Origin of the sequence: Streptomyces sp. NPDC059008 (assembly GCF_042749045.1) — a bacterium.
In the GTDB taxonomy this organism is placed as follows: Bacteria; Actinomycetota; Actinomycetes; order Streptomycetales; family Streptomycetaceae; genus Streptomyces.
Map to the genome: position 1 here is coordinate 1 of NZ_JBHYJC010000069.1, position 25,706 is coordinate 25,706.

General features: G+C 71.4%; 21 protein-coding genes and 2 pseudogenes. 16 read left to right on the forward strand and 7 right to left on the reverse strand.

What is annotated here, in order from left to right:
• Positions 1 to 151 precede the first annotated feature (151 nt).
• From ACFWZH_RS37145 to ACFWZH_RS37180, 8 genes and pseudogenes are all read left to right on the forward strand, one after another.
• Positions 152 to 802, forward strand: a complete 651-nt coding sequence (locus ACFWZH_RS37145; RefSeq protein WP_384442112.1) for an HAD family hydrolase — start codon at positions 152 to 154, stop codon at positions 800 to 802.
• 126 nt (positions 803 to 928) lie between these two features.
• Positions 929 to 2,190 (forward strand): annotated as a pseudogene (locus ACFWZH_RS37150) (MFS transporter).
• The gene (locus tag ACFWZH_RS37155; RefSeq protein WP_384442115.1) at positions 2,159 to 3,334 is read left to right on the forward strand and encodes an acetoin utilization protein AcuC; all 1,176 of its coding nucleotides are present in this window, start codon (positions 2,159 to 2,161) and stop codon (positions 3,332 to 3,334) included. The pseudogene ACFWZH_RS37150 and the gene ACFWZH_RS37155 overlap by 32 nt, the downstream one beginning before the upstream one ends.
• A gap of 701 nt (positions 3,335 to 4,035) precedes the next feature.
• The gene (locus ACFWZH_RS37160) at positions 4,036 to 4,851 is read left to right on the forward strand and encodes a phosphatase (protein ID WP_384442118.1); all 816 of its coding nucleotides are present in this window, start codon (positions 4,036 to 4,038) and stop codon (positions 4,849 to 4,851) included.
• Positions 4,852 to 4,979: 128 nt separating this feature from the next.
• On the forward strand, positions 4,980 to 5,189 hold the full coding sequence (locus ACFWZH_RS37165) for a helix-turn-helix domain-containing protein (protein WP_014144137.1): 210 nt from the start codon (positions 4,980 to 4,982) through the stop codon (positions 5,187 to 5,189).
• Positions 5,190 to 5,309: 120 nt separating this feature from the next.
• Positions 5,310 to 5,408, forward strand: a complete 99-nt coding sequence (locus tag ACFWZH_RS37170) for a 30S ribosomal protein bS22 (protein ID WP_003948845.1) — start codon at positions 5,310 to 5,312, stop codon at positions 5,406 to 5,408.
• Between the two features lie 198 nt (positions 5,409 to 5,606).
• On the forward strand, positions 5,607 to 6,656 hold the full coding sequence (locus ACFWZH_RS37175) for an NAD-dependent epimerase/dehydratase family protein (protein ID WP_384442121.1): 1,050 nt from the start codon (positions 5,607 to 5,609) through the stop codon (positions 6,654 to 6,656).
• A 14-nt stretch (positions 6,657 to 6,670) separates the two neighbouring features.
• Positions 6,671 to 7,663 carry a lysophospholipid acyltransferase family protein gene (locus tag ACFWZH_RS37180; protein ID WP_384442124.1) on the forward strand — a complete coding sequence of 331 codons (993 nt, stop codon included), beginning with the start codon at positions 6,671 to 6,673 and terminating at the stop codon, positions 7,661 to 7,663.
• Between the two features lie 36 nt (positions 7,664 to 7,699).
• Here ACFWZH_RS37180 and ACFWZH_RS37185 read toward each other — a convergent pair whose 3' ends face one another.
• The 4 genes from ACFWZH_RS37185 to ACFWZH_RS37200 form a co-directional block, all read right to left on the reverse strand.
• Complete coding sequence (locus tag ACFWZH_RS37185) at positions 7,700 to 8,908, reverse strand: DUF5667 domain-containing protein (RefSeq protein WP_384442127.1); 1,209 nt, start codon at positions 8,906 to 8,908, stop codon at positions 7,700 to 7,702.
• 291 nt (positions 8,909 to 9,199) lie between these two features.
• Positions 9,200 to 9,988 (reverse strand): ECF subfamily RNA polymerase sigma factor, BldN family, encoded by a 789-nt coding sequence (locus ACFWZH_RS37190; protein ID WP_384442130.1) that lies wholly within the window; start codon positions 9,986 to 9,988, stop codon positions 9,200 to 9,202.
• Positions 9,989 to 10,318: 330 nt separating this feature from the next.
• Positions 10,319 to 11,356, reverse strand: a complete 1,038-nt coding sequence (locus ACFWZH_RS37195) for an HAD family hydrolase (protein ID WP_384442133.1) — start codon at positions 11,354 to 11,356, stop codon at positions 10,319 to 10,321.
• 121 nt (positions 11,357 to 11,477) lie between these two features.
• Positions 11,478 to 11,756, reverse strand: coding sequence for a glutaredoxin family protein (locus ACFWZH_RS37200; protein WP_384442136.1), 279 nt, complete (start codon positions 11,754 to 11,756; stop codon positions 11,478 to 11,480).
• Between the two features lie 334 nt (positions 11,757 to 12,090).
• Between ACFWZH_RS37200 and ACFWZH_RS37205 the strand changes: the two genes are divergently transcribed.
• The 6 genes from ACFWZH_RS37205 (at position 12,091) to ACFWZH_RS37230 (ending at position 19,886) form a co-directional block, all read left to right on the forward strand.
• On the forward strand, positions 12,091 to 12,885 hold the full coding sequence (locus tag ACFWZH_RS37205) for a redox-sensing transcriptional repressor Rex (RefSeq protein ID WP_384442139.1): 795 nt from the start codon (positions 12,091 to 12,093) through the stop codon (positions 12,883 to 12,885).
• Entirely contained in the window at positions 12,882 to 14,249 is a 1,368-nt protein-coding gene (locus tag ACFWZH_RS37210; protein WP_384442142.1) for a glutamyl-tRNA reductase, read from the forward strand. The genes ACFWZH_RS37205 and ACFWZH_RS37210 overlap by 4 nt, the downstream gene beginning before the upstream one ends.
• Complete coding sequence (hemC, locus tag ACFWZH_RS37215) at positions 14,246 to 15,274, forward strand: hydroxymethylbilane synthase (RefSeq protein ID WP_384442144.1); 1,029 nt, start codon at positions 14,246 to 14,248, stop codon at positions 15,272 to 15,274. The genes ACFWZH_RS37210 and hemC overlap by 4 nt, the downstream gene beginning before the upstream one ends.
• The gene (locus ACFWZH_RS37220) at positions 15,271 to 16,929 is read left to right on the forward strand and encodes a uroporphyrinogen-III synthase (RefSeq protein WP_384442147.1); all 1,659 of its coding nucleotides are present in this window, start codon (positions 15,271 to 15,273) and stop codon (positions 16,927 to 16,929) included. The genes hemC and ACFWZH_RS37220 overlap by 4 nt, the downstream gene beginning before the upstream one ends.
• 212 nt (positions 16,930 to 17,141) lie before the next feature.
• Positions 17,142 to 18,131: a porphobilinogen synthase gene (gene hemB, locus ACFWZH_RS37225; protein ID WP_384442150.1), complete on the forward strand. Its 990-nt coding sequence runs from the start codon at positions 17,142 to 17,144 to the stop codon at positions 18,129 to 18,131.
• A 195-nt stretch (positions 18,132 to 18,326) separates the two neighbouring features.
• Positions 18,327 to 19,886: a CocE/NonD family hydrolase gene (locus ACFWZH_RS37230; protein WP_384442153.1), complete on the forward strand. Its 1,560-nt coding sequence runs from the start codon at positions 18,327 to 18,329 to the stop codon at positions 19,884 to 19,886.
• Positions 19,887 to 19,896: 10 nt separating this feature from the next.
• On the opposite strand, the gene bla is transcribed toward ACFWZH_RS37230, so the two are convergent.
• Together bla and argS are read right to left on the reverse strand one after the other, a co-directional pair.
• Positions 19,897 to 20,844 (reverse strand): class A beta-lactamase, encoded by a 948-nt coding sequence (gene bla / locus ACFWZH_RS37235; RefSeq protein ID WP_384442157.1) that lies wholly within the window; start codon positions 20,842 to 20,844, stop codon positions 19,897 to 19,899.
• Positions 20,845 to 20,942: 98 nt separating this feature from the next.
• The gene (gene argS / locus ACFWZH_RS37240) at positions 20,943 to 22,709 is read right to left on the reverse strand and encodes an arginine--tRNA ligase (RefSeq protein ID WP_384442160.1); all 1,767 of its coding nucleotides are present in this window, start codon (positions 22,707 to 22,709) and stop codon (positions 20,943 to 20,945) included.
• Between the two features lie 187 nt (positions 22,710 to 22,896).
• On the opposite strand from argS, the gene lysS reads away from it, so the two are divergent.
• On the forward strand, positions 22,897 to 24,669 hold the full coding sequence (gene lysS / locus ACFWZH_RS37245) for a lysine--tRNA ligase (protein WP_384442164.1): 1,773 nt from the start codon (positions 22,897 to 22,899) through the stop codon (positions 24,667 to 24,669).
• Positions 24,670 to 24,793: 124 nt separating this feature from the next.
• Complete coding sequence (locus ACFWZH_RS37250) at positions 24,794 to 25,009, forward strand: hypothetical protein (protein ID WP_384442167.1); 216 nt, start codon at positions 24,794 to 24,796, stop codon at positions 25,007 to 25,009.
• Between the two features lie 127 nt (positions 25,010 to 25,136).
• Here ACFWZH_RS37250 and ACFWZH_RS37255 read toward each other — a convergent pair.
• Positions 25,137 to 25,706: pseudogene (locus ACFWZH_RS37255) on the reverse strand (hypothetical protein); the annotation flags it as partial.

Below are 25,706 nucleotides of genomic sequence, written 5' to 3' on the forward strand. Positions count from 1 at the left end.
GGTACTGCAGGGGGGACCCTGTGGGAGAGTAGGACGCCGCCGAACAAATTTTGAAATAGCCTCGTTCCCCGAGTTTCGACTCGGGGAACGAGGCTTTTTTGCGTTTTCGGGGCCGGATCTGGCTCCATGAGCCACACATAGAGTTCGGGGTGTGCGCTACGACCTGGTCATCTTCGACAACGACGGTGTGCTCGTCGACAGCGAGCCCCTCTCCAACACCATCCTGGCCGGCTATCTGACCGAGCTCGGTCACCCCACGTCGTACGAGGAGTCGATACGCGACTACATGGGCTCGGCGATGCACCGAGTCCATGAACTCGTCAGGGAACGCACGGGGCAGCGCCTGCCAGAAGACTTCGACGAGGTCTTCCACGGCCGGGTCTTCGCGGCGTTCGAGCGTGAGTTGCAGCCGGTGCCCGGTGTGACGGAGACGCTGGAGAAGCTGGCCGCGGACGGCGTTCCGTACTGCGTCGGTTCCTCGGGAAATCATGAGCGGATCCGGAGAGGGCACCGGAAGACCGGACTGGACCGGTGGTTCGAGCCCGGGCGCGTCTTCTCCTCGCAGGATGTGGGGCGGGGGAAGCCGGCGCCGGATCTCTTTCTGCACGCGGCACGGGAGATGGGGGTGTCCCCGGAGCGGTGTGTCGTGATCGAGGACAGCCCGCTGGGGGTGCAGGCGGCGGTCGCCGCGGGGATGGACGTCTACGGGTTCACCGGGATGACGCCGGCGGAGAAGCTGACGGAGGCCGGGGTGACCGGGTTGTTCGGCCATATGGCGGAGGTTCCGGAGCTGCTGCGGTAGCGGGGAGATGTGCCCGCGGTGGCGTGGGTGTCGTAAGTGACTTGGGATCACCTGTCGGGCATACGTCGGAATTGACGGTGTGCGGCGTCTACCCAGGGGTAGGGGCGAGTTCTAGGCTGAGCGGCCATGACGGCCCCTCCGGCACCGACGGACCCGCTGGCACCAGGAGTACAGCTGCGGCGCGGCCGGGTCTCGCTCGCCGTCAGCTTCCTCGTCCAGGGCGCGGTCTTCGCCCTCCTGGTGACCCGAATACCCGCGATCCAGGACCGCTACGGGATCTCGGACGGGCTGCTGCCGGCCTTCCTGGCCGCCGTGCCGGTCCTCGCGGGGGTGGGCAGTGTCGTCACCGAGCAGCTGGTGAAGCGGGTACGGCCGGGCCGGGTGTTGCGGCTGGTGCAGCCGGTGGTGTGTCTGGCGCTGCTGGCCGTCGGGGCGGTCCACTCGATGGCACAGGCGGCGGTGGCGCTGGCGGCCTTCGGGCTGGCGGTCGGGGCGTTGGACGCCTCGATGAACATGCTCGGGGTGAGTCTGCAGCGGGCGTACGGGCGCAGCATCATGCTCGGCTTCCACGCCGCGTACAGCCTGGGCGGCATCGCGGGCGCGTCGCTGGCCTGGGCCGGAGCGCACTGGGAGCTCTCGCTCGCGCTGTTGTACGCGCCGGTGGTGGCCGCCCTGGTGCCGCTCGCGCTCGTCGCGGGCCGGTGGTTCGTGGACCGGCCACGGGACGGCCAGGCGCAGGGACAGGACCCCAGGCGGAGGGAGGAAGCCGGCGCTCCTGTTGCCATGAGGCTGTTGTTGCCGCTGTGTCTGGTGATGGCGTTTGCGTACATCGGGGACTCGACGGTCTCCAACTGGAGCGCGAAGTATCTGCAGGACGTCCTGGGGAGCTCGGAGCAGCTCGCCACCGTTCCGTACAACGTCTATATGGTCACCACGCTGCTCGGGCGGGCGGTGGGCGACCTGGGGGTGCGGCGCTTCGGGGCGGTCGCGGTGGTGCGGTGCGGGACGGTGCTCGCGGCGGGTGGCTTCGCGGTGGTCGCGGTCGCGCCGGGGCCTGGGCCGGGATGGCGGGGTTCACGCTGCTGGGGCTCGGGCTGTGTGTGATCGTGCCGCAGACCTTTGCGGCGGCGGGGCGGTACGCCTTTGAGAAGCAGGGTGCCGGCGCTTCGGATATGGCCGTCGCGCGGCTGAACATCTTCAACTATGTCGGTTTCTTGATCGGTTCTCCGCTGGTGGGTGTGCTCGGCGATGCCTGGAGCTATCGGGGGGCGATGCTCGTACCGATGGCACTGGTGCTGGTGACGCTTGTGTATGCCCGATCGTTCGGGGAGCCGGAGGCCCTATACGGTGACGGGCATGAGCGGCCGCGCACAGCTGATGTGGGATGAGGCAGTAACGGGCTACGACTTCGGGTCCGGGCATCCGATGGACCCGGTCCGGCTCGCGCTGACCATGCGTCTGGTGGAGGCGTACGAGCTCGACCGGGGGCCGCTGGAGGTGGTCGCGGCCAAGCCTGCCGGGGACTCCACCCTGCGGCTGGTGCATCGTGAGGACTACATCGAGGCGGTCCGCCGGGCCTCGGCCGATCCTGCCGCCGCGGACCCCTCGTACGGACTGGGCACGGCGGACGATCCGGCGTTCGCGGGGATGCACGAGGCCTCGGCGCTGATCGCCGGGCAGTCGGTCGGCGCGGCGGAGGCCGTCTGGCGCGGCGATGCGGCGCATGCGGTGAACTTCGCCGGCGGGCTGCACCACGCCATGCCGGGCGGCGCGTCCGGCTTCTGCATCTACAACGACGCGTCGCTGGCGATCGCCCGGCTGCTGGAGCTGGGCGCCCAGCGGGTCGCGTACGTGGATGTGGACGTGCACCACGGTGACGGGGTGCAGGCGGCGTTCTGGGAGGACCCGCGGGTCCTGACGATCTCGCTGCACGAGCATCCGCGGACGCTCTTCCCGCAGACCGGCTGGGCGGAGGAGACCGGCGGGGAGGGCGCGCAGGGCAGCGCGGCCAATGTGGCGCTGCCGGCCGGCACCGGGGACGCGGGCTGGCTGCGGGCCTTCCACGCGGTGGTGCCGGAGCTGCTGCGGGCCTTCCAGCCGCAGGTGATCGTCACGCAGCACGGGGCGGACACCCACTTCGAGGATCCGCTGGCGCATCTCGCGGTGAGTCTGGACGCGCAGCGGTTGGTGGCCGAGTCGTGCCATGAGCTGGCGCACGAGCTCGCGGACGGGCGGTGGATCGCGCTCGGCGGCGGGGGCTATGCGGTGGTGGACGTGGTGCCGCGCAGCTGGACGCATCTGACGGCGATCGCGGCGGGCCGGCCGATCGATCCGACCTCGATGGTGCCGGAGGCCTGGCGGCACGAAGTGTTCCGCCGGACGCGGCAGTTGGCGCCGCAGCGGATGACGGACGGGCGTACGCCGAGCTGGCGGGACTTCGTCGACGACGGCTACGACCCGGCCGACCGGTTGGACCAGGCGGTGCTGGCGACGCGCCGGGCGGTGTTTCCGTCGCACGGTCTGCTGCCTTAGGGGTGGGGCGAACACATCCCGTAGGGGATGCGAGGGCCCCCTGCGGGGCCACAACGCGGGGGATCCGGGGGGTATTCCCGGGGGCGGCGCGTGCTTGAGGGGGCGGCTGGGCAAGGTGTGTGCTTCGGGCAGATGGTCCGTCAAGGCGCGTGTCTGAGGGGGCGACTCGGCTAGGTGTGTGCTTCGGGTAGAAGGTCCGTCAAGGCACGTGCCGAGGGGAAGTGGGCAAGGCACGTGTCTGACGGGAAGCTGGACAGGGCGCGCGCCTGAGGGGGCGGCGAGGCAAGGTGTGCGCATCAGGCGGGCGGCCCGTCAAGGCACGTGCTTGGGGACGGCGAGGCAAGGCGTGCACTTCAGGCGGACGGCCCCTCAAAGCGCATGCCTGGGGGACAGCTAGGCAGCGCGCGTGCCTGAGGGTGGCTCGTCGAGGTGTGTGCTGGAGGCGGCGGACCCGCCTGAGGGGTGGCGCGTTCCTGAGGGGCGGCCGGTCGAGGTTTCCGCCCAAGGGACGACTCCGCGCCGTTGAGTGTGACCCAGGTGGTGGGCTGGTCAAGGGTCGTGCTGAGGGGGCGGCGTCGTCGCAGTCGTCCGGTGGGCCGGTCGGCGGGGGCGTGCCCGGTGCATCGGTGCTGTGCCACGGAGGTGTGACTACTCGTCGGTTGGGGCAACCGTAGGCTGGCCAACGGGACAGCATGGGGCGCGTGTTGGGCACCGGGGAACTTCGGGCGCATCTGATCGAGGCGCGGCTCGCGGGGACGATCGCGACCACGCGGGAGAAGAGCCTGGGGCGATACCGGCTCTTCGCGGCGCGGGATCCGAGGGTGCTGCTGGGGCTGGATCCCGAACGGGACTGGCCGCTCGGCGAAGTACTGCGACTGATGGGACAGAAGTGCGGGGTTCCGGTCGATCCCGCGCACACTTCCGGCCCGGACGTGATCGATCCGGATCGTACGATCGCGGCCCTCGACCGCTTCGCCGACCGGATCGGTGCGGCGGCCGGCCGTCGGACACCGGTGCTGCTCGGTACCGGGCATCCGCACCGGCTGCTGGAGTTCTACGCCGCCCTGGCAGACGCCCTCTCGTCGGCGGGCTGCCCCGTACTCACCCCGGCGTATGGCTCCCGTGTCGACATAGCGACCCGGTTCGGCGTACGCACCCGTGTCCTGGACTACGTACGGGGAGTCGCGCTGATGCGAGAAACCGGCGTGCGGGGCGCGCCCGGGGTGGGGGGCGTACACACCCATTCGCCGCTGCCGGTACGGACCGCTCTGGGGGCCGCGGCGGACGTCGGAGGGCCGCTGCCGGGGCTGGTGATCGGGGACCACGGTTGGGTCTGCGGGGCAGGTCAACTGGGCATCGAGGCGATCGGGCTGGCCGATACGGACGACCCGGCGCTGTTCGTCGGGCAGGCGGAGGGGCGGGTGGCCGAGGTGGTGCCCCTCGATGACGCCGCCCGGACGGCGTCCTACCGACCACTGATCCGTTATGTACTCAATCGGGCGTATCTGTCACGTTAGGCGGCAGTTCGCTGCTCCTCTTCCCCACTCGCATCACCCGCCCCTAATCTGGGGAGTGAGCGCATAGCGACGAAGAGTCACCGGAGGGGAAGCCGGTGACCGTCTTATGCGGAAGGTGCAGGTGTGGCATGGCTGCAGACCAGAGGCCTCTGAACGAGGTCGTGTTCCTGACAGTGGCGGAAGTCGCCACGGTGATGCGAGTGTCCAAGATGACCGTGTACCGCCTGGTGCACAGCGGTCATCTGCCCGCTATTCGCGTGGGGAGGTCTTTCCGGGTCCCGGAGCAGGCCGTTCACGACTATCTCCGTGAGTCCTATGTGGGGGTGGAATCAGCCTGACGGGTCCGTCGCCGACCCTCGGATTACGCCGTTCGCCCGGCGCCGGGTAGGCTGGCCCGATGTAGGTAGTGTGGGCTCGGACGCCCCGCACCGAGTGATTCGAAGTGAGCGAGGGTAGTCGTGGGCTCTGTTATCAAGAAGCGGCGCAAGCGGATGGCCAAGAAGAAGCACCGCAAGCTGCTCAAGCGCACCCGTGTTCAGCGTCGTAACAAGAAGTAAGCGGCGCTGATCGCGATTTCGCAGCCCCCCATCGCCTGTGTGCGACGGGGGGCTGCGGTGTTTGTGGGCCGTATGGACGGTGGTCGGACGGAAATGTCGCCGCGGGCATCCCGCGGTCATCACAGCGCAACACCGACCGGCTAGCGTGGTCGGCACAGCTGGGCCAGGGGAAGTCGCGGCGGGAAGGAAGGGCTGATCTTGGGCAAGGTCGTGCTCGTCACGGGAGTCGCACGGCAGCTGGGCGGCCGGTTCGTCCGCCGGATCCAGCGCGATCCCGATGTCGACCGGGTGATCGGGGTCGACGCCGTGCCACCGGAGCACCATCTGGGTGGCGCCGAATTCCTCAAGGCCGACATCCGGCATCCGGCGATCGCCAGGGTCCTGGCCGAGACGGGTGTCGACACCGTCGTCCATATGGACATCAACGGCACGCCGTTGGGCAAGCGCGGCAGCCGCACCTCGGTGAAGGAAACCAACGTCATCGGGACGATGCAGCTGCTCGGCGCCTGCCAGAAGGCCCCGAACGTGCAGCGCCTGGTCGTCAAGTCCAGCACCAGCGTCTACGGCTCCGCGTCCCGGGACCCCGCCGTCTTCACCGAGACCACCACGCCGAAGTCGCTGCCGAGCGGTGGTTTCGCCAAGGACATCGTCGAGGTCGAGGGGTATGTACGCGGCTTCGCGCGGCGCCGGCCCGACGTGGCGGTGTGCGTACTGCGCTTCGCCAACATCCTCGGGCCGTGCGCGGACTCCCCGCTCGCCGAGTACTTCTCGCTGCCCGTGCTGCCCACCGTCCTCGGCTACGACCCGCGGCTGCAGTTCGTCCACGAGGACGACGCCATCGAGGTGCTGCGGATCGCCGCCGCCGCGCCGCGCCGCGGCACCCTCAACAGCGGCACCTTCAACGTCGCCGGCGACGGCGTCCTGCTGCTGTCGCAGACCTCCCGGCGGCTGGGGCGGCCCACTCTGCCGCTGTTCCTGCCGACGGTGACCTGGGCCGGCACGGCGCTGCGGTCCATCGGCATCACGGACTTCTCGCCGGAACAGATCCGGCTGCTCACGCACGGCAGGGTCGTCGAGACGACGCAGATGCGCGAGACACTGGGCTTCCACCCGAAGTACACGACGGCGGAGGCCTTCGCGGAATTCGCCCGCAGCCGCGGACCCGGGCTGGTGCCGCCCGAGTACCTCGCCCGTACCGTCGACCGGCTCGCCGGTCTGCTGCCCGCACCCGGCGGCCCGACCCAGTGAGGAGTTCACCCACGATGGCGGACGCCAAGGTCATTCCCTTCGGCGAGGAGCCCCGGGCGCGCAGAAAGGCCCGGCGGGCCGGGCGCGCGGGGCGCGGAACGGGGCTGGCGCCCGTCCCGGAAGCGCGGACCGAGCACCCGCCGGCGGCGCCCCCGCCGCCGAGCCCGCGGACCCTGGACGAGCGGATCGCCGGCGGACTGGCCTTCCTGCGCCGCCGGATCACCGGCGACTACGAGGTCGACGACTTCGGCTACGACGAAGAGCTGACCGACCAGGTCCTGATGTCGCTGCTGCGGCCCTTCTACGAGAAGTACTTCCGGGTCGAGGTCAAGGGCGTCGAGAACATCCCCTCCGACGGCGGGGCGCTGATCGTCGCCAACCACTCCGGAACGCTGCCGCTGGACGGGCTGATGCTCCAGGTCGCGGTGCACGACAACCACCCGGCGCAGCGGCATCTGCGGCTGCTGGCGGCCGACTTGGTGTTCGTCCTGCCGGTGATAAACGAGCTGGCGCGCAAGGCGGGGCACACCCTGGCCTGTGCGGAGGACGCGCAGCGGCTGCTGGAGCGCGGCGAGATCGTGGGCGTGATGCCGGAGGGCTTCAAGGGCATCGGCAAGCCCTTCGCGGAGCGCTACAAGCTGCAGCGTTTCGGGCGCGGCGGCTTCGTCTCGACGGCGCTGAAGGCCGGGGTGCCGATCGTGCCGTGCTCGATCGTGGGCGCGGAGGAGATCTACCCGATGATCGGGAACTCCAAGACGCTGGCGCGGGTGCTGGGGCTGCCGTACTTCCCGATCACGCCGACGTTCCCCTGGCTGGGGCCGCTGGGCGCGGTGCCGCTCCCGACGAAGTGGACGATCCAGTTCGGCGAGCCGATCGCGACGGACGGCTATCCGTCGGAGGCGGCGGACGACCCGATGCTGATGTTCAACCTGACCGACCAGGTGCGGGAAACGATTCAGCACACCCTCTACAAGCTGCTCGTGCAGCGGCGCTCGGTGTTCTTCTGAGAGAACACCGAGCGCCGCCGCGGCGGGCCGCCTGCCCTACTTCGGGAGGTCCTCGCCGTCGATGCCCAGGCGGGGGAGCAGGCCCGGGAGCAGCGGCGGAAGGGTGACGTCGGGCCGGCTTTCGGTGTCGTGGCCCTTGCTGCCGTCGTGCGGCGACGGACTGCTGCCCTTGGTCGGCGGGTCGAGCAGTCCGCCCGTACCGCCGCCGAGCAGACCGCTCTCCTGGGACGGTGAGGACGACGGACGCGGGGCGTGCGCGCCGCCCGTGTGCTGGCCGGAGCGGGTCTGGCTGCCGGACGGTGCCGGGCGGCCGTGGGAGCCGGAGCCGGCGCCCGCGGAGGCTGGCGTGTCGTGCGGGTGGTCCTTGCCGTCCGGGGTGGTGGGCAGCAGCGAACGCAGCGGACCGACCTCTTGGTCTATGGCGTCGAAGACCGAACTGACCTCGTCGCGCACGTCCATGAGCTGCAGCGGGAGCCTGTCGCGCAGCTGCGGCCAGGTGCTGCGGTGGGACTTGGTGAAGGAGTTCAGCGCCTGGATGGGGCCGAGCGACCCGTCGCGCTCGTACGCCTGGTGCAGCAGGCGGTGCCCCTCGCCCGCGTCGTGTCTGACGCCGGAGAGCGCCTTGCGGACCTCGCCGAGGGACTCGTGGTCGAGGTCGGCGACCCGGCCCCGCTCCATCAGCCGGCGGGCCTCCATCATGCGGGTGGAGGCCTGGTCCAGATAGAGCCGGCCGCGGTCGGAGTCGTCGTCGGCCATGCCGAGCTTGAGGTCCTCCATGCCGCGCTTGAGGCCGTACAGGGAGTCGCCCGGGAGGGCGTCGGAGCTGGCGGCGGCGACGCCGCTGAAGGCTCCGGCCGCCACGCTGACCGTCAGACCGCCCGCGGCCAGCCCCTTGGAGAGGCGGGAGCGCGGCCGTAGCCGGCCGATCGATTTCGTGGCGCGGTGCGCGCCCCTGCGTTCACGCTGCTCGGGTGCCCCGGCGCCGTCGGACGGAGCAGCGCCTTCGGCGAAGGCGGACTCCATCGCGGCGAGGAGCTGTGCGCGCTGGACAGTCTTGACCTCGGTGGCCATCTCCGGCCTCGGGAGTTTCCCGAGGCCGTCGGCGACCGCCAACAGCCGTGCTTCGCCCGGCGCCTGCGCCGGATTGTCGACCTGGTCCTCGGCCGCCGCGCCCTCGAGGACCTGGTCCTCCAGGGCCTGGGCGAAGGCGTTGGCCCGCCGGTGCACCGAGACATTCGCGATCACGGGCGGCACCTCCTCTCGTCATCCCGTTCGACTCCCCGGACTGGCTTTGACTATCCAGACGGACCGGACGGTTGCACGCCGACTGTCCACGGCCACTCGATCGAGTGAGAGGCAGCGGGCATGGCGTGACCGCATGGAGCCTGCATCCCGCACAACGAGCGGCTCGGCACTCGGGTTACGCACTCACGATGATCTGACCGACCGGTCATGGCCGGTCACCAAACGTGAGCGAGGAGCGGCGTGCGGGCGGTCGGAAAAGGGGCGTACGGGGGTGGGGCGGAGGGGGGCGGGTCAGCGGGCGTCTTCGGGCAGGAGGCGCGCCAGGGTGCGTACGGCGCGGTACTGGAGGGTCTTGATCGCGCCCTCGTTCTTGCCCATGACGCGGGCGGTCTCGGCGACCGAGAGGCCCTGCAGAAAGCGCAGCGTGACGCATTCCTGCTGCTGGGGGTTGAGCTTGCGTACCGCCTCCAACAGGGCGGCGTTGGAGAGGGATTCGAGGACCGAGTCCTCGGGGCTGCGCTCGACCTCGTTGGCGTCGAGCATCTCTCCGGTGGTGACTTCCAGGCGGAAGCGCGAGGACTTGAAGTGGTCGGCGACGAGGTTGCGGGCGATGGTCACCAGCCAGGCGCCGAAGTCGCGGCCCTGCCAGGTGAAGGTGCCGATGCGGCGCAGGGCGCGCAGGAAGGTCTCGCTGGTGAGGTCCTCGGCCGTGGCGCGGCCGCCCACGCGGTAGTAGATGTAGCGGTAGACCGTGTCGGCGTACTGGTCGTAGAGGCGGCCGAAGGCCTCGGCCTCGCCGGCCTGGGCTCGTTCGACGAGGTCCATCATGCGACGGCTGTCGCTGTCGGCGGGGCGCCGGGCGGTGGTCGTGCCGGCGCCGGAGCGGCGGGTCCGGCCGGCGGCGGGCTTGCTGACCGCGGCGCTCCCGTCGGCCAGGGCGTAGCAGTGTCCGGAGGTGGGGACGGCTGAGGCGAATGCGGGGACGGCGTACGCGGTGGGGACGAAACTGCGCAGGTGGTCGACGAGTGTCGTACGCAGCGTAGCCAGGCCCGAGGCGTCAACCCCGACGTGTGGGTACACGGGACTCCCAGAGGCAGAGCTTCCATCACGTGCAGTGCGGGACCGTTCACTCGTCGTAGGGACGTGTGGGTTCCGGATTGCGTCTGAGGAGAATAACGCTTCGTACAGGCAGCGCTACACCCAGTTGCTCAAATCATCGATTACTTACGGTCCGTGCCGGGTTGGTGGCAGATCAAGTATCGAATACTGAGCAACTTTTGATCGGAAGGGTGTGCAATCTGCCTGGTTGGAGGGCGTGTTGTGGCTGACTGCGAGCAACGGGACTGACGGGGCGGCGGAGGGGGTAGGGAGGGTGGATGGCCCACGCCGCCGCCCGGCGATCACGCCTGGTCAGCGGCGGCGGCGCTGCAGGGCGACCGCGGCGGCGGCACCGCCCGCGAGGGCGCCCACTCCGGCCGCCGCCGGGATGCCGATCTTGGCCGCCTTGCGGCCGGTGCGGTAGTCGCGCAGCCGCCAGCCGTGCGCCCGGGCGTGCTTGCGCAGCCGGCTGTCGGGGTTGATCGCGTAGGGGTGCCCGACGAGCGAGAGCATCGGGATGTCGTTGGCGGAGTCGCTGTAGGCGGCGCAGTGCGACAGGTCCAGGCCCTCGGCCGCCGCCAGTGCACGCACCGCCTCGGCCTTCGCCGGGCCGTGCAGCGGTTCGCCCACCAACTTGCCCGTGTAGACGCCGCCGACGGACTCGGCGACGGTGCCCAGCGCGCCGGTCAGGCCGAGCCTGCGGGCGATGATCGTCGCGGTCTCGACCGGGGCCGCGGTCACCAGCCAGACCTTCTGGCCGGCGTCGAGGTGGGCCTGGGCGAGCGCGCGGGTGCCGGGCCAGACGCGCTCGGCCATGTACTCGTCGTAGATCTCCTCGCCGATGGACATCAACTCGGCGACGCGATGGCCCTGGACGATGGACAGCGCGCTGTTGCGGACGTCCGCCATGTGCTCGGGGTTCTCCGAGCCGGCCAGCCGGAAGTAGATCTGCTGCCAGGCGAAGCGGGCCAGGTCGCGCTTGTGGAAGAAGTGCCGCTTGTACAGGCCGCGGCCGAAGTGGAAGAGCGCGGCGCCCTGCATGACCGTGTTGTCGAGGTCGAAGAAGGCGGCCGCGGCGGTGTCGCCGACGACCGGGAACTCCGGCTCGGCGGGGGTGGCCTCGGCGGCCTGCGCCTCCTCGGCCTCCTGTGAGGACTTGCGGGCGGCCTCGGCCGCGGCCTCGCCGGCCAGCACGCTGCGGGCCGTGGTGGGCTGTCTGCGGCGCGGGAACCAGCCCAGCGGGAAGAGCGCCCCGGAGGGCCTCCAGCCGGACCGGCGGGCGGGAGAGGCGCCGGGGGGCGTCCCGTAGGGACTCCTGCCGGGGTGCTGGTCGGGAGACGGGAGGGACATGGCGCTAGCGTAGCCAGTTTGTTCGGGGGTTCCGGTTACGGGCGCGTGTCCGCGAGGCCTGGGGCTGCGGACGGTTGCGTTACGGCCATCCGCGGGCGGTCCCCACCGCTGTCCGGGAGCCTCAGGCGCCCAGGGCCGCGCGCAGCCGCTTGGGGTCGACGCGCCAGAAGTCGTGCTGGGCGCCGTCGACCAGGACGACCGGAATCTGCTCCCAGTACTTGCGGTGCAGCTCGGCGTCCTCGGTGATGTCCTTCTTCTCCCAGGACGCGCCCGTCTCGGCACACACCTGCTCGATCACCGCCTGCGCGTCGTCGCACAGGTGGCAGCCCGGCTTGCCGACGAGGGTGACCATCCGGTCGGCGGGGCTCTTGCGGGGGCTGCGGCTGAACAAGGGGGCCATGGAGCCCATTGTGCCGGGTCGCGGGCGGTGCTCCCGGGGGCGCGGGTCGACTACCATCGGTGGGCGATTTGTAGGTGTGTGGGGGTATAGCGGTGAGGAGTGAGGACCGGTGCTCCCGTCGGTGCTGCCGTGTTTCACGAGCGGCGCGAGTGAACGGTGTGACGTGGGAGTTGGTTCCGCGAAGGCCCGTAAAAGCCGCGTGACCCCCATCACTTTGGCCGGGCAAAACGGACACCATCTTTGTGCACGCGTTCACAAAGACATAGCCTGCAGTGGACAGGGCGGTCGGGTTCCGTACGGGCGCCCGCAGCCCCGCTCTACCCGCAGGAGCACCGTGGCAACTGGCCGAACTCACCGACCGGCGACCCGAAGCCGAGGGATTCCCGAGGCCACCGTCGCCAGGCTTCCGCTGTATCTGCGCGCACTGACCGCGCTCTCCGAGCGCTCGGTGCCCACGGTCTCCTCCGAGGAGCTCGCGGCCGCGGCGGGGGTCAACTCCGCCAAGCTGCGGAAGGACTTCTCCTACCTGGGCTCCTACGGGACCCGGGGCGTCGGCTACGACGTGGAGTACCTCGTCTACCAGATCTCGCGGGAACTGGGCCTGACCCAGGACTGGCCGGTTGTCATCGTCGGTATCGGTAACCTCGGCGCCGCCCTCGCCAACTACGGCGGCTTCGCCTCCAGGGGCTTCCGCGTCGCCGCGCTGATCGACGCCGACCCGGCCATGGCCGGCAAGCCCGTCGCCGGCATCGCGGTCCAGCACACCGACGAGCTGGAGCACATCATCGAGAGCAACGGCGTCTCGATCGGCGTGATCGCCACGCCGGCCGGGGCCGCCCAGCAGGTCTGCGACCGCCTCGTCGCCGCCGGCGTCACCTCGATCCTCAACTTCGCGCCGACCGTGCTGACCGTCCCCGACGGGGTCGACGTGCGCAAGGTCGACCTGTCGATAGAACTGCAGATCCTCGCCTTCCACGAGCAGCGCAAGGCGGGCGAGGAGGGTGGCTCCGAGGGCGGCGCCACGGGCCCGGCCGACCGTGCCGCCGCCGCCGTCGGCGACGCCGCCGCTGCCGTCACCGGCGACCGCAAGGGACCGGACGGGGACGTCCCCGCCGTGATGCCGGCATGAGCCTCCTTGTTGTCGGACTGAGCCACCGCAGCGCTCCGGTGAGCGTGCTGGAGCGGGCCGCGCTCGCCCCGGAGTCGCGCGGCAAGCTGCTGCAGGACGCGGTGTCGGCCGAGCCGGTCACCGAGTCCGCGGTGCTGTCCACGTGCAACCGCATCGAGGTCTACGCCGACGTGGACAAGTTCCACGCCGGTGTCGCCGAGCTGTCCACCCTCCTGGCGCGCCACGGCGGTGCCGCCCTGGAGGAGCTCACCCCCTATCTCTACGTCCACTACGAGGACCGCGCCGTCCACCACCTGTTCTCGGTGGCCTGCGGCCTGGACTCGATGGTCATCGGCGAGGGCCAGATCCTCGGCCAGATCAAGGACGCGCTGGCCGTCGCCCAGGAGCAGCACACCGCCGGACGACTGCTGAACGACCTGTTCCAGCAGGCCCTGCGGGTGGGCAAGCGCGCCCACAGCGAGACCGGTATCGACAAGGCCGGCCAGTCGCTGGTCACCTTCGGTCTGGAGCAGCTGGCCGCCGGCCAGGACGTCGAGGCCTGGGCGCGCGGCAAGCGTGCGCTGGTCATCGGCGCGGGTTCGATGTCGTCGCTGGCCGCCACCACCCTGGTGCGGGCCGGTATCGGCGAGCTCGCGGTCGCCAACCGGACGGTGGCGCGCGCCGAGCGGCTCGTCGCCATCCTCACCGAGCCGGGCGGGCCCGGCGCCGCCAACCGGCTGCGCGCCCGGGCGGCGGCGATGAGCTGTATCGAGCACGAGCTGGCCGTCGCCGACATCGTGGTCTCCTGTACCGGCGCGACCGGCCTGGTCCTCGGCGGCGACCTGGTCGCGGCCGCGCTGGAGGGCCGCGAAGCGCCGCTGGCGCTGCTCGACCTCGCCATGCCGCGCGACATCGACGCCGCGGTGCACCGCATCGAGGGCGCGCACCTCGTCGACATCGAGTCGCTGGCCGACGCCTCCGCCGACGCTCCGATGGCGGCCGACGTGGACAAGGTGCGCGGCATCGTCTCCGACGAGGTCGCGGCCTTCGGCGCCGCCCAGCGCGCCGCGCACATCACCCCGACCGTGGTCGCGCTGCGCACCATGGCCGCGGACGTCGTCGCCGGTGAGATCGCCCGGCTCGACGGCCGCCTGCCCGACCTGGACGACAAGCAGCGCGCCGAGATCACCCAGACCGTGCGCCGCGTCGTCGACAAACTCCTGCACGCGCCCACCGTGCGGGTCAAGCAGCTCGCCAGCGAGCCCGGCGGCGCCGGGTACGCCGACGCGCTGCGCGAACTCTTCGACCTCGACCCCCAGACGGTTGCCGCCGTCAGCCGGGCCGACACGCGCGGCGGCAGCCACGATGCACGGGAGCGGTCATGAACGACAGCACTGACAGAGCCCTCAGGCTGGGAACACGGCGCAGCAAGCTCGCCCTGGCCCAGTCCGGACACATCGCCGAGGCGGTGCGCGAGCTGACCGGCCGCCCCGTCGAGCTGGTGGAGATCACCACCTACGGCGACACCTCCCGCGAGCACCTCGCGCAGATCGGCGGGACCGGCGTCTTCGTCTCCGCGCTGCGCGACGCGCTGCTCGCCGGGGACATCGACTTCGCCGTCCACTCGCTCAAGGACCTGCCCACCACGCAGCCCGAGACCCTCACCCTGGCCGCGATCCCCGTACGGGAAGACCCCCGTGACGCGCTGATCGCCCGGGACGGGCTCACCTTCGAGGAGCTGACCGCCGACCAGGACCGGATCGCCCGCATCGGCACCGGCTCCCCCAGGCGCATGGCGCAGCTCAACGCCTGGGCCAGGTCGCTGGGCCGGCGCGTGGAGACCGTGCCGATACGCGGGAACATCGACACCCGCATCGGTTTCGTCGAGAAGGGCGAACTGGACGCGGTCGTACTGGCCGCCGCCGGACTCACCCGCATCGGCCGCATCGACGAGGCGACGCAGCTGCTGTCGCCCGACGTGGTTCTGCCCGCCCCCGGCCAGGGGGCACTGGCGATCGAGTGTGCTGCTGCGAACGCAGACCTCGTCGCCACGCTCGCCGAGCTCGACGACCCGGACACCCGGGCCGCCGTGACCGCCGAGCGTTCCCTGCTCGCCGCCCTGGAGGCCGGCTGTTCCGCACCCGTCGGGGCGCTTGCCGACCTTTCCCCGAGCTCTCGACTTCGCTCGAGCGGGGAAAGCCCCGAGGCCGGCGAGCAGGTTGTCACCGAATTGCACCTGCGCGGTGTCGTCGGCTCGACCGACGGCAGCACGCTGGTGCAGATGTCCACCACCGGGCACGTACCCGCCTCTCCCGACGATGTCGCGACCCCGCAGAACATGGGCCGTGAACTCGCCGCCGAGATGCTCGCGAAGGGTGCGGCCGGTCTTATGGGGGAGCGAGCACTTTGAACCCCACCGCCCCAAACCACTCCGCCTCCGGTCAGGTCACCTTCCTGGGTGCCGGGCCGGGAGACCCGGGTCTGCTGACGCTGCGTGCCGTGGAGGCGCTGGCCTCCGCGGACGTACTGATCGCCGACCCGCAGGTGCTGGACGTCGTGCGTGCGCATGCGCGCGCACACGTGGACACGCCACTGCAGGGGTCAGCTGACGAGGCGTCAATCCCCGTCCCCCCGAACGGCGTTTCCACCCTTCGGGACACCGCCAATCTTGTCATGGCGGCCGCCCGCGCGGGCAAGCGGGTCGTGCGGGCGGTCACCGGCGACCCCGGCCTGGACGGGAACGTCGCCGAGGAGATGCTGGCCTGCGCCGCCGAGGGCATCGTCTTCGAGGTGGTGCCCGGCATCGCTGCGGCCGTCGGCGTGCCCGCGTACGCCGGTGTGCCGCTGCGCGACGCCCAGGGCACCGACGTGCGCTTCGTCGACGCCCGCTGCGCCGACGACCGCTGCTGGACGGAGCTGGGCACCAGCGACGCCACCGCCGTGGTCTCCACCACCCTCGACGCGGTCGCCGCGGCCGCCGGTGAACTGGTCTCCGCGGGCCGCAAGCCGGACACCCCGCTGACCGTCACCGTCGCCGGCACCACCACCCGCCAGCGCACCTGGACCGCGACCCTGGGGTCCATCGCCCAGGTGCTCAAGGCCGCCAAGGTGCTGCCCTCGGCAGACGGCGGCCAGCCGGTCATAGCCGTGGTCGGTGAGCGCAGCGCCGCCGCGCAGCGCGACCGCCTTTCGTGGTTCGAGTCCAAGCCGCTCTTCGGCTGGCGGGTGCTCGTGCCGCGTACGAAGGAGCAGGCCGCGTCGCTCTCCGACCAGCTCGTCTCGTACGGCGCGGTGCCGCACGAGGTCCCGACCATCGCCGTCGAACCGCCGCGCACCCCGCAGCAGATGGAGCGCGCGGTCAAGGGCCTGGTCACCGGCCGCTACGAGTGGATCGCCTTCACCTCGGTCAACGCCGTCAAGGCGGTGCGGGAGAAGTTCGAGGAGTACGGGCTCGACGCCCGCGCCTTCGCCGGGATCAAGGTCGCCGCGGTCGGCGAGCAGACCGCCAAGGCCCTGGTCGCCTTCGGTGTGAAGCCCGACCTCGTGCCGAGCGGTGAGCAGTCCGCCGCCGGGCTGCTGGAGGACTGGCCGCCCTACGACCCCGTCTTCGACCCGATCGACCGGGTCTTCCTGCCGCGCGCGGACATCGCCACCGAGACGCTGGTCGCGGGCCTGATCGAGCTGGGCTGGGAGGTCGACGACGTCACCGCCTACCGGACCGTGCGCGCCTCGCCGCCGCCGGCCGAGACCCGCGAGGCGATCAAGGGCGGCGGCTTCGACGCGGTGCTGTTCACGTCGTCGTCGACCGTGCGGAACCTCGTCGGCATCGCCGGCAAGCCGCACAACGTGACCGTGATCGCCTGCATCGGCCCGGCCACCGCCAAGACGGCCGAGGAGCACGGGCTGCGGGTGGACGTCATGTCGCCCGAGCCGTCGGTGCACAAGCTGGCCGAGGCCCTCGCGGACTTCGGCGCGGCGCGGCGCGATGCCGCCGTCGAGGCGGGCGACCCGGTCACCCGCCCGAGCGAGCGGCGGCCGGGCTCGCGCCGGCGGGCCCGCAGCTGAGCGAGGAAGAACGACGAGAAGGGCGCCCCCATGAAAAGGGGCGCCCTTCTCGTCGTTCGCCGGCTGTCAGCGCCCGGAGGCGTAGGGCAGGAGGTCGGCCCAGGTGGTGGGGGGGCGGAGGGCGCCGCACCGCGCACAGGCCCGTTCCGCGGCCCCGGCGGCCGACGCGGCGTCGGCATGGGAGCGTGCGGGGCGGGCGTAGCGTGGTCGGCATGACGAAGTACGGAAGCTTTCCGGGGGCGCGGCCGCGGCGGCTGCGTACCACCCCGGCCATGCGAAGGATGGTCGCGGAGTACCGCCTGCACCCGTCCGATCTGATCCTCCCGGCGTTCGTGCGGGAGGGTGTCAGCGAGCCGGTGCCGATCAGCGCCATGCCGGGCGTCGTTCAGCACACCCGCGACACGCTGCGCAAGGCGGCCGTCGAGGCGGCCGCGGCCGGCGTCTCGGGGATCATGCTCTTCGGCGTCCCGCTCGACGAGAAGAAGGACGCCGCGGGGACGGCCGGTACGGACCCCGACGGCATCTTGCAGCTCGCCATCCAGGACGTGCGGGCCGAGGTCGGCGACGACCTCGTGATCATGTCGGACCTGTGCCTGGACGAGTACACCGACCACGGCCACTGCGGTGTGCTGGACGCCCAGGGCCGGGTCGACAACGACGCGACGCTGGAGCGGTACGCCGAGATGGCGCAGGTCCAGGCCGACGCCGGCGTCCACGCCGTCGGGCCCAGCGGCATGATGGACGGTCAGGTCGGCGTCGTCCGCGACGCGCTGGACCAGACCGGCCACGAGGACGTCTCGATCCTCGCCTACACCGCGAAGTACTCCTCGGCGTTCTACGGCCCCTTCCGCGAGGCCGTGGGCTCGTCGCTGAAGGGCGACCGCAAGACCTACCAGCAGGACCCGGCCAACCTCCGTGAGTCGCTGCGCGAGTTGGCGCTCGACCTCGACGAGGGCGCCGACATGGTCATGGTCAAGCCGGCGCTGCCGTACCTGGACGTGCTGGCGAAGATCGCGGACGCGGTGGACGTGCCGGTGGCGGCGTACCAGATCTCGGGTGAGTACGCGATGGTCGAGGCGGCCGCCGAGAAGGGCTGGATCGACCGGGACAAGGCCATCCTGGAGACGCTGACCGGCATCAAGCGGGCCGGGGCGAACATGATCCTGACGTACTGGGCGACGGAGGTCGCGCGGGGGCTGTGAGGCATCGCCGGTGATCCACCGGCTGTGATCCATCTCGCCCGGCGTTGCCGTTTGGGGGAGTCGAGGTGCGCGCATTCATGATCGTGCGCAGCGGTTCTGCGCCTCGATTCCCCTGAAGAGAAGAGCACTTCGGACGTGTTACGTTCCCGCCTGGTCAGATGCGCGGTGGTTCCGGCCACCGCGCTTGCCATATCCGTGGCCACCCCCGCCGTCGCCGAGCCCCGGCCGTCGGCCCCGGCCTCGGCCTCGGCGCCCTTCCAGTTGGTGAAGATCCCCGGCGTCAACGGCGACAAGCTCGACGGCGCCGCCTGGATCCACCCGGACGACGCGCCCCGCCCCGCCATCGTCCTGCCGTCCCCCTGGACACAGGTGGGCTGGCACACCTACGCGGTCATGGCGACGAAGTACGCGCTGTCCGGCTACAACGTCCTGGCCTACTCCGCGCGCGGCTTCGGCTCCTCGGAGGGCGAGGTCGACGCGGGCGGCCCGCTGGACGTCCAGGACGGCTCCAAGGCGCTGGACTACCTCATCGCGCACGCACCGGGCCGTACCACCAAGGTCGGCTTCGCGGGCCTGTCGTACGGCTCCGGCCTCAGCCAGCTGATCGCCGCCCACGACTCCCGGGTGGACGCGGTCGCCGCGTTGAGCACCTGGGGCGACCTGGGCGAGTCGTTCTACGAGAACCGCACCCGGCATCTGGGCTCCGTACGGGCCCTGAAGCTCGTCGCGGGCAACGCCCGGCTCAGCGCGCGCACCCGCCAGGAATTCGCGGACCTCCTCGCCAACCGCAACATCCCGCAGGCCCTGGCCTGGGCGAAGCAGCGCTCTCCGCAGACGTACGTCAAGCAGCTCAACAAGCGCAAGGTGCCGGTCCTTTACGCCCAGGCGTGGCACGAGACGCTCTTCCCCGCCAACCAGTCGCTGAAGACGTTCAACGCCCTGACCGGGCCCAAGCGGATCGACCTGTCCGTCGGGGACCACGCCGGCCCGGAGATGACCGGCCTGGGGGGCCTGCCCAACCACGTCACCCACGACGCCAAGCGCTGGTTCGACCGCTTCCTCAAGGGCGAGCGCAACGGCATCGACACCGAGGGCCAGGTCAACAGCCAGGTGATGTGGAAGTACTGGCCGTGGCTGCGCGAAACCCGGCCCGCCTGGGGGGCGTTCACCGAGCGCACCCAGCGCCTCAACCTGGCCGCACCCGGGCGCGAACGCACCGACGGCGTACTGCGCGCCGCGCCGTCCACCGGCTGGCGGATGCCCATCACCTCCGGCAAGGACACCACCGCGAGCGTCGCAGGGAAGATCGTCTTCGTGGCCGGCTACGCGGAGATGGCGGGCCTGCCCAAGACCTACCGGACCGACACCATCTCCCGTGAGAACGCGGCCGTGTGGACCGGCGCGCCGCTGGAGGCCACCACCCGGCTGCGCGGCGCCCCCCGGCTGCGGCTGACCTACACGCCCACCACGGCCCGCTCGACGATCATCGCCCACCTCTTCGACGTCGACGCCCGCGGCAAGGCGCACATCATCACCCATGCGCCGTTCACCGCGCCCGAGGGCGGCGCGGGCCGGCCCGTCACCGCCGACATCGCCCTGCAGGCCGCCGCGTACGACGTCCCGCAGGGCCATCGGCTGATGCTGGTCGTCGACACCAAGGACCCGCTCTACGGTGACGCGAACGGCGCCGGGGGCACCCTCACCTTGGGCTCGCCCCAGGCCGCGCCGTCCTATCTGGACGTGCCGACCGGCTGACGCGGCGCCCTCAGCCCGCCACCGCCCCGGCCAGCACCCTCGCCACGTCCGCGATCAGCGGGTTGTCGTAGGTGGCGGCCTGGTCCGCCTTGCGGGTCAGCACCGCCAGCACGATCGGGGTGCCGTCCGCGGTCCAGGCCACGCCCACGTCGTTGCCGGAGCCGTACGCGCCGGAGCCCGTCTTGTCGGCGATCGCCCAGTCCTTGGGCAGACCGGCGCGGAAGCGCTCGATGTTGGTCTCGTTGGCCTTCATCCAGGCCGTCAACTGGTCGCGGTCGGCGGTGGGCAGGGCGTCGCCCACCAGGAGGCGGGCGAAGGTGCGGGCGATGGCGTACGGGGTGGTGGTGTCCGTCCGGCGCCAGGGCTCGGCGGTGTTCAGCTCCGGCTCCCAGCGGTCCAGGCGGGTGACCGGGTCGCCGAGGGAGCGGGCGAAGGCGGTGACGGCGGTCGGCCCGCCGAGCTCGCGCAGCAGCAGGTTGCCGGCCGTGTTGTCGCTGGTGCGCAGGGTGGCGTCGCACAGCTCGGCGACGGTCATCCCCGTCGCGACGTGGTACTTGGTCACCGGGGAGCCGTCGATCACGTCGTCGGCGGTGTAGTGGATGCGGCGTGCCAGCGTCTCGCCGTCCTGGTCGAGGTCGCGCAGCACGGCGGAGACGGCCAGGGCCTTGAAGGCCGAGCACATCGCGAAGCGGGTGTGCGCCCGGTAGGCGACGGTGGCGCCGGTGGCGGTGTTGTGGGCGAAGGCCCCGACGCGGGCCCCGTGGGCGCGCTCCAGGCGGCGCAGCGCCGCGTGCGGGTCGGCGGCGGGGGTGGCCGCGATGGCCGGTGCGGCGCCGGCGGGGGTGGCGGTGGCGGCCAGGAAACCGGCCGCCAGGAGGCCGGCTCCCGCGCCCAGCGCGGCGCGCCGGCTCGGTGCGGTGTGCGTCGTGGGCCTGCTGTGCTCGCTGTGCTCGTACATCGCTTGATGCCCCTCCCCGGGAGAAAAAACGGCGCGGCCCCGTACAACACCGTGGTTGTACGGGGCCGTTGGCTTTCGGAGCCTAGGCGACAAGAGCCTCAGAGGCGCTCGGGAGTACGGATTCCGAGCAGGGCCATGCCCTTGTGGAGGGTGCGGCCGGTCAGGTCGACGAGGAAGAGGCGGTTCTCGACCACCTCGACGGGGTTGTCGGCGCTGACGACCTGGCACTTCTCGTAGAACGCGGTCAGGTGCGAGGCGAGCTGGTACAGGTACGCGGCGAGGCGGTGCGGCTCGTAGGACGCCGCGGCCTCGGCGAGCACCTCGCCGAACTGGTCGAGGTGCAGGCCCAGGGCCCGCTCCGCCGGGTGCAGCGGCAGCTCGGGGTGGGCCGCCGGGCGGGTGTCGCCGGCCTTGCGCTTGATCGACTGGATACGGGCGTAGGCGTACTGGAGGTACACCGACGTGTCGCCGTTGAGCGACACCATCTGGTCCAGGTCGAACTTGTAGTCCCGGGACGGGGAGGTCGACAGGTCGGCGTACTTCACCGCGCCGATGCCGACGTACCGGCCGTTCTCGACGATCTCCGCCTCGCTCAGGCCCACCTTGTCGGCCTTCTCGCGCACGACCGCGGTCGCCCGCTCGACGGCCTCGTCGAGCAGGTCCTCCAGACGGACCGTCTCGCCCTCACGGGTCTTGAACGGCTTGCCGTCCGCGCCGAGCACCGTGCCGTAGCCCATGTTGTGCGCGGTGACCTCGTCGCCGAGCCAGCCCGCCCGGCGGGCCGTCTCGAAGACCATCCGGAAGTGCAGGGACTGGCGGACGTCCACCACGTACAGCAGCGTCGTCGCGTCCAGGTCGACGACCCGGTTGCGGATAGCGGAGAGGTCGGAGGCCGCGTAGCCGAAGCCGCCGTCCGCCTTCTGCACGATCAGCGGGACCGGCTGGTCGTCCTTGCCGCGGATCTCGTCGAAGAAGACCACCAGCGCGCCCTCGGAGCGCACCGCGACGCCGGACTCCTCAAGGAGCCGCGCGGTCTGCGCCATCATGTCGTTGTAGGCGGACTCGCCGACGATCTCCTCGTCGCGGATCTCCATGTCCAGCTTCTCGAAGACCGAGTAGAAGTAGACCTTCGACTCGTCGACGAACCGCTGCCACAGGTCGAGGGTCTCCTTGTCGCCGGACTGCAGGGCGACGACCCGCTTGCGCGCCCGCTCCTTGAACCCCTCGTCGGAGTCGAAGACCGCGCGCGACGCCTTGTACACCCGGTTGAGGTTGCTCATCGCCTGCTCGCCGTCGACGTCGGCCGCCGGGGCCAGCTCGCCGGGGTTCTCGATCAGGTACTGGATGAGCATGCCGAACTGGGTGCCCCAGTCGCCGATGTGGTGCCGGCCGATCGTCTTCTCGCCGGTGAAGTCGAGCATGCCGCGCAGCGCGTCGCCGATGACCGCCGAGCGCAGGTGGCCGACGTGCATCTCCTTGGCCACGTTGGGCTGGGCGTAGTCGATGACCGTGACGCCCGGGTTCTCCTTCAGCGGCACGCCGAGCCGGTCGCCGTCGGCGGCCCGCGCGGCCAGCGTCCGGACGATCGCCTCGTCGGCGACGGTGATGTTGAGGAAGCCGGGGCCGGAGACCTCGATCTCCTTGATCAGCTCGGGTGCCTCGATGCCGTCGACGACCTTGCCCGCCAGCTCCCGGGGGTTGCCCTTGAGCTTCTTGGCCAGCGCCAGCATGCCGTTGGCCTGGAAGTCGGCCCGGTCGCTTCGTCGCAGCAGCGGGTCGGCGGCACCGGCCTCCGGCAGGGCTGCCGAGAGGGCGTCCGCGACACGCTGGTTGACGGAGGCTGCGAGGGAAGGGACCGAGGCCATGAAGCTGCACTCTCTTCTACGAGGAGGTGTCGTTGGAGTGGAAAGGGTTTGCCAAGGAGTATCCCACGCCACTACCACTGAATTTTCGTACGGCGGGTGTCTGGGAGAATGGCACCGTCAGGCTTTTGCGCGTCATCCGGCGCAAGAGGGCGCAGCCGGAAACCACCAGGAAGAGGAAGGGCCGATCGTGGCTCAGCAGAGCACCGAGACCGACTGGGTCTCCAGGTTCGCGGACGAGGTCATTGCCGAGGCGGAGCGCCGCGCCCCGGGCAAAATGGCATCGGGTGCTCCCGCACCGGGCACGGCGGACGCCTCCGCCCCGGTGATCGTCTGCGCCTCGGGCCTGAGCCCCTCCGGCCCGATCCACCTCGGCAACCTCCGCGAGGTCATGACCCCGCACCTGGTCGCCGACGAGATCCGCCGCCGCGGGTACACGGTGCGCCACCTCATCTCCTGGGACGACTACGACCGCTACCGCAAGGTCCCGGCGGGCGTCGCGGGCATCGACGAGTCCTGGGCCGAGCACATCGGCAAGCCGCTGACCTCGGTCCCGGCCCCGGCCGGCTCCGCGTACCCGAACTGGGCCGAGCACTTCAAGGCCGCCATGATCGAGGCGCTGGCCGAGCTGGGCGTGGAGTACGACGGCATCAGCCAGACCGAGCAGTACACCTCCGGCGCCTACCGCGAGCAGATCCTGCACGCGATGAGGCACCGGGCGAAGATCGACGCGATCCTCGGCCAGTACCGCACGAAGAAGGGCCCCGCGAAGAAGTCCCAGAAGCCCGTCGACGAGGCCGAGCTGGAGGCCGCCGAGGGCTCCGGCGCGGCCAGCGAGGACGACGGCAGCGGCGGCTCGTCCGGCTACTTCCCGTACAAGCCCTACTGCGGGCAGTGCGAGAAGGACCTCACCACCGTCACCGCGTACGACGACGAGACCACCGAGCTGTCCTACACCTGCACGGCGTGCGGCTTCGGCGAGACGGTCCGGCTCAGCGAGTTCGACCGCGGCAAGCTGGTGTGGAAGGTCGACTGGCCGATGCGCTGGGCGTACGAGGGCGTGGTCTTCGAGCCGTCCGGTGTCGACCACTCCTCGCCCGGCTCCTCCTTCGTCGTCGGCGGCCAGATCGTCCGCGAGATCTTCGACGGCGCCCAGCCCATCGGCCCCATGTACGCCTTCGTCGGCATCAGCGGCATGGCCAAGATGTCCTCCTCCAAGGGCGGGGTGCCCACCCCCGGCGACGCGCTGAAGATCATGGAGGCGCCGCTGCTGCGCTGGCTCTACGCCCGCCGCAAGCCCAACCAGTCCTTCAAGATCGCCTTCGACCAGGAGATCCAGCGGCTCTACGACGAGTGGGACAAGCTGGCCGGCAAGGTCGCCGACGGCGCCGCCCAGCCCGCGGACGAGGCCGCGTACGTGCGGGCCGTCGGCACCGCGGCCGGCCCGCTGCCGACCACCCCGCGCCCGCTGCCGTACCGCACCCTGGCCTCGGTCATGGACATCACCGCCGGGCACGACGAGCAGACGCTGCGCATCCTCAGCGACCTCGACCCCGACAACCCGGTCACCTCGCTGGACGTGACCCGGCCCCGGCTCGACCGGGCCGAGTACTGGATCACCACCCAGGTGCCGGCCGACCAGCGCACCGTCGTCCGCGACGCGCCCGACGAGGAGCTGCTGGCCACCCTCGACGAGCAGGCCCGCGGCTCGCTGCGGCTGCTGCTCGACGGGCTCGACGACCACTGGTCGCTGGACGGTCTGACCACCCTGGTCTACGGCGTGCCGAAGGTCCAGGCGGGCCTGGAGCCGGACGCCAAGCCGACTCCGGAGCTCAAGGCCGCCCAGCGTGCGTTCTTCGCGCTGCTCTACCACCTGCTGGTGGGCCGGGACACCGGGCCGCGGCTGCCCACCCTGCTGCTGGCCGTCGGCGCCGACCGGGTGCGCAAGCTGCTCGGCGGATGAGTCTGCGGCGATGAGCCGTTGCCGCTGAGTCGTAGACGCCGGCGCCGGCGTGCGACTCAGGGGTGAGAAGGGGTTCGGCCCCGGGGAGGAGGATCCCCGGGGCCGAACCCTTCACGCTGGAGCCATGAGGGGATTCATCGGCTCCATCGTCATGATCCAGGGCGCGGTGGGCTTCATCGGGCAGACGTTCTTCGACGGCGCCTGGGGTCTGCTGCCCCACTGGGTCGAGCTGCCGTCGATCGCCTACGTCGGCGTCTTCGCGGCCGGCGCGGCGCTGGCCGTGTGGGGCGACCTGGACAAGAAGCGCAGGCAGAAGCGGGCGGAGTCGGGGGCGGCCTGAGGTCCGGCCGGGCCGGTGGTCGCGGAGGCGGGGCGCGGGGGCCGCGGGGTCAGCGGCTCACGGACCAGGGTGGCGCGCCGCACCGGCTGAAACGGTCCGGCGCGACCACGCCTTCTCCGTGTGCGCGTCACGCGATGTGCTCGTCCATCAGCTCCGCGTTGAGGCGGTCGCTGAACCGGTCCATGTAGCGGTTCAGCTCCCGCGCCCGCATACGGGTCCCGTACTGCGCCTCCAGGTTCGCCGCGAACGCGCCCGCTGTCGGCATGCCTTCGCCCTCTATCGAGCGCCGGAAGACCTGGTACAGGTCCTCGTCGGTCGGGGCCGCGGCCGGCGCCGGAGCGGGCTGCGGGTCCGCCTCCGGGATGCCCTTGCCGAGCGGGCGCGTCCCACCCGCACCGGTCGGCACCGGGACCTGCGGCTCGGGCTCCGGCGCGCGGGGCGCCGGCACCGGGACCTGTTCGCGCGGCGGCACCTGTCGGTGCGCGTCGGGCGAGGGCTGATGCTCCGGCTCCGGGACGTAGTCCGGGTCGTAGTCGCCCTGGTACGTCACCTGCTGCGGCGCCGCGAACCACTGGCTGGGCAACGCCTCGGCCGGCTCCTGCGCCCTCGGCTCCAGAGCGGGCGCCGCGGACTGCTCCGGCGCCGGCAGTACCTGTGGTTCGATGCCCGCCGCGGCGAGCCCCGCGGGAGCGGTCTC